General features: G+C 70.9%; 4 protein-coding genes. All 4 read right to left on the reverse strand.

The features are described from left to right. The coding region (locus tag AB0C69_RS40215) for a cytochrome P450 (RefSeq protein WP_360361669.1) at positions 1-1,113 on the reverse strand (1,113 nt) is incomplete at its 3' end. Positions 1,114-1,266: 153 nt separating this feature from the next. Beyond that, positions 1,267-1,539 carry a DUF6295 family protein gene (locus AB0C69_RS40220; protein ID WP_345186836.1) on the reverse strand — a complete coding sequence of 91 codons (273 nt, stop codon included), beginning with the start codon at positions 1,537-1,539 and terminating at the stop codon, positions 1,267-1,269. A gap of 12 nt (positions 1,540-1,551) precedes the next feature. Next, entirely contained in the window at positions 1,552-2,295 is a 744-nt protein-coding gene (locus AB0C69_RS40225; protein WP_345186834.1) for a dienelactone hydrolase family protein, read from the reverse strand. A gap of 92 nt (positions 2,296-2,387) precedes the next feature. Beyond that, positions 2,388-3,218 carry an undecaprenyl-diphosphate phosphatase gene (locus AB0C69_RS40230; RefSeq protein ID WP_345186877.1) on the reverse strand — a complete coding sequence of 277 codons (831 nt, stop codon included), beginning with the start codon at positions 3,216-3,218 and terminating at the stop codon, positions 2,388-2,390. Positions 3,219-3,370: the final 152 nt, after the last annotated feature.

Here is a 3,370-nt window from a genome sequence, read left to right on the forward strand (position 1 = left end):
CGGCAGCGCGATCTCGGCCTCCAGCCGCGCGAGGTGGGAGCCGACGCAGTAGTGCACGCCGTGCCCGAACGAGATGTGCTCCTTGTTCGCCCGCCTGACGTCGAACAGGTCGGCGTCGTCGCCGTGCAGGGCGAGGTCGCGTCCCGCGGCGGCGTAGGCGACGAGGATCGCCTCGCCCTTCCCGATCGTCACGCCGTCGACGTCGATGTCCTCCACGGCGTAGCGCAGCGGCAGGTTCGCGACCGGCGCCTGCCAGCGCAGCGCCTCCTCGATGACCTCCGCCCACGGCACTTCGCCGGACCGGACGAGCGCGCGCTGCTCCGGGTGCGTCAGCAGCGCCGTGATCGCCTGGTCGAGCAGGTTCACCGTCGTCTCGTGCCCGGCGGAGATCATCAGGATCAGCGTGTCGACCAGCTCCTGCTCGCTCAGCCGCGAGCCGTCCTCGTCGCGGGAGGAGATGAGCTCCCCGGCCAGGTCGTCGGCGGGCTCGCGGCGCCGGAACGCCACGAAGTCCTGCAGGATGCCGTACATCTCGGTCTGGTTGGCGAAGGCCTCCTCGGAGGTCAGCGCCGTGTTGAAGACGCCGTCCACGCAGCGGCGCAGCGCGGGGCGGGTCTCGTCGGGGACGCCGAACAGCCGGCAGATCACCTCGATGGGCAGCGGGTAGGCGAACGCCTCGCGCAGGTCGGCGCGGCCGCCGGGGGCGGCGGCCAGGCCGTCCAGCAGCGACCGGGTGATCTCCTCCACGTCCGGCCGCAGCGCCTCGGTGCGGCGCGGGGTGAACGCCCGGGAGATGATCGTGCGGAGCCGCCGGTGGTCGTCGCCGTAGGCGGTGAACATGTTCCGCACCGAGACCCACAGGCTCAGCGGCCAGTCCTCCGCGATCTCGCCGTCGATCCATTTCGTCCAGTGCAGGTTCGGGTCCTTGGACACCCGCGGGTCGGCCAGCAGCCGCTTGAGCTGCTCCTGGCCGGTCACCGCCCAGGCGACGACGCCGCCGGGCAGCTCCACCGGGGTCACCGGGCCCCGCGCCCGCAGTTTCGCGGCCTCTCCCTGGACGTCGCTGCCGGCCGGGTCGATGACGAGCGGGATCTCCATTGAGGTCCTCTCCAAGCGGGATATGGAACATGTCCGTAACGACATGCATGCGATGAGCGACGGAGCCAACGTAAGGGTTCCTGGCGCCATGCCGCCAATTCACCTGGAAACGGACGCGTCTCGCCTGTTTCGGCCTTTCCCTAAAATGTCGCTGGGTGAATCCCTATCTCAGCCGGCGGCCGAGGCGAGGCCGGGAGGGGCGGCGGCGAGGGCCGCCTGGATGGCCTCGATCAGCGCCAGCGCCGACTCCTCCGTCAGCTCGACCGCGACGCGCGCGGACGGCCCCTCCCCGGCGTTGGTGAAGTCGATGTTCACGGTGTGCTCGTGACAGGCGTGGTACGGGTGGTCGACGTAGACCGCGCCGCCGGTCACCGTGAACCAGCCGTTCGCTCCTTTCGCCGCGCCGTCCAGTTCCATCTTCACCGTCTGGTAGGTGCACATGAGAGTCTCCTTTCAGGCGCCCAGGTGGCGGTCGAAGAAGGCGAAGATCTTCCCCCAGCCGTCCTTGGCGGCGGCGGGACGGAAGGCGGGCCGCTCGACGGCGAAGAACGCGTGCCCCGCGCCGGGATAGGTGTGGAACTCGTGCTCCTTGCCGAGCCTGGTCAGCTCGGCGTCCAGCGCGGCGACCTCCTCGGGCGCGGGGAACCGGTCCTCCTCGCCGAACAGGCCGAGCAGCGGGCACGACAGGCCGGGCGCCTTGGAGACGATCGACCGGGCGGAGGTCGGGTAGTCCTCGGGCGGGTCGTCGACGACGAAGGCGCCGTAGCAGTCGACGGCCGCGTCGAGGTCCAGCTCGCAGGCGGCCAGGAACGCGTGCCGCCCGCCCGAGCAGTGCCCGATCACGCCGACCCGGCCGTTGGCGTGGTCGAGCGAGTTCAGATGCGCGGCGGCCCCGGCGACGTCGCCGACGAGCTGCTCGTCCGGGACGCCGCCCTTGGCGCGGGCGGCGGCGGCCTGGTCGTCCGGGCTCGCGCCCGCGCCCTCGCGCGAGTACAGGTTCGGGGCGATCGCGGCGTATCCGTGCGCGGCGAACGTCCGGACGAACTCCTTGGTGCCGGGGTCGTAGCCGGGCATGTGGTGGATCACCACGACGCCGCCGCGCGGGGCGTCGCCCAGCGGCCGCGCCAGGTACGCCTCCAGCTCGTCCTTCCCGTGCCCGGTGATGGAGACCGTTCCGGCCCACATCGCGTCGTTCATGCTCGGCGCTCCGTTCCTCAGCGGGGTGTGCGCGCACGCGGTGCTCCCACCGGCGTGCGGACCGTGACAGTCTTCCGCATACCCCGCGAGGCTCAGGCGTTCAACGTTCCCGCGCCGAGGAGGCCGAACAGCAGGAGGCCGACGACGATGCGGTAGACCACGAACGAGGTGAAGCTGTGCCGGGCCACGAACCGCAGCAGCCAGGCGATGGAGGCGTAGGCCACGACGAACGACACCGCCGTGCCCACCGCGAGCGGCAGGACGCCGGCGCCCGAGCCGAGCGCGGACGGCAGCTCGTAGATGCCGGCGCCGGTCAGCGCGGGGATGCCCAGGAAGAACGACAGGCGGGTCGCGGCGACCCGGTCGAGGCCGAGCATGAGCCCGGTCGACATCGTCGCGCCCGAGCGGGAGAAGCCGGGGAACAGCAGGGCGAGGATCTGCGAGGAGCCGATCAGCATGGCGTCGGTGAGGGACGTGTCGTCCTCGCCGCGCTTGTGCGTCCCGAGCCGGTCCGCGGCGAACATCACGGCGCTGCCGCCGATCAGGGACCCGGCGACCACCCACAGCGAGGCGAGCGGGCCTTCGATGAGGGGCTTGGCGGCGACCCCGACGATCACGACCGGGATGGTGGCGTAGATGACCCACCAGGCGAACTTGTAGTCGTGGTGGTAGCGCTCGGACGGCCGGGCGATCCCGACGCCCCACGCCTTGACGATCCGGACGATGTCGGAGAAGAAGTACACCAGCACCGCCGCGATCGCGCCGACCTGGATCACCGCGGTGAACCCGACCACGGACTTGTCGTCCACCGGGATGTTCATCAGACCCTCGGTGATCTTCAAGTGCCCGGTCGAGGAGACCGGGAGGAACTCGGTCAGGCCCTCCACGATCCCGAGGACGATCGCCTGCCCGACATTGATCACGCTCAAGGGCCCGGTTCCTCTCCGACCTGCGCTGGTTTCGCGCCGAGCCTACTGCCGTGCCGTGACCGGGTCCCGCGATGAGAGCGATAACTTCACTGATCGTTAACCGGGTGGACGGACCCCGGCCATGCTCGGTCCCCGATCTCCTGGAC

Source organism: Actinomadura sp. NPDC048032 (assembly GCF_040653175.1).
GTDB classification, from domain to species: domain Bacteria; phylum Actinomycetota; class Actinomycetes; order Streptosporangiales; family Streptosporangiaceae; genus Spirillospora; species Spirillospora verrucosospora.